At 39.3% G+C, this 341-nt stretch carries 1 pseudogene; it reads right to left on the bottom strand.

What is annotated here, in order from left to right:
* Positions 1–226 (bottom strand): annotated as a pseudogene (locus BCT81_RS04990) (acyl-CoA desaturase); the annotation flags it as partial.
* Positions 227–341 lie beyond the last annotated feature (115 nt).

Genomic DNA, 341 nt, shown 5'->3' with positions numbered 1-341 from the left:
CTTCAAAGGCTTTGTGTGACCACAAGCGGTGATAGCCAGTCGTGATTGAAAGGTTACAGAAGCTAAAACAGATCGCTAGCCATACCCAATGTTCCATTCCATAGCCAAAAAAATAGCCATAAACGGGAGCCGCAACAACAGCAAGCAGCATACTAAACGAGAATACAAAGATATTGAGCCAAATTAACGGCGGCTTTTTTGTTGATGGTTTGTCGGCACTATTCATTAGCAATTTTCCATTGAGCTTACATCTGTGCGCTAGAATATCAGCGTACACGTGTAAGTCAATATTGAAAGTGTAAACGTGTATTAGTATGTTTTACTTAAATATTGTATAAAGG

Source organism: Vibrio sp. 10N.261.52.A1, from assembly GCF_002876325.1.
Taxonomy (GTDB): domain Bacteria; phylum Pseudomonadota; class Gammaproteobacteria; order Enterobacterales; family Vibrionaceae; genus Vibrio; species Vibrio chagasii.
Note: the sequence above shows the minus strand (reverse complement) of the source record. Positions and strands in the feature narration are given on the sequence as shown.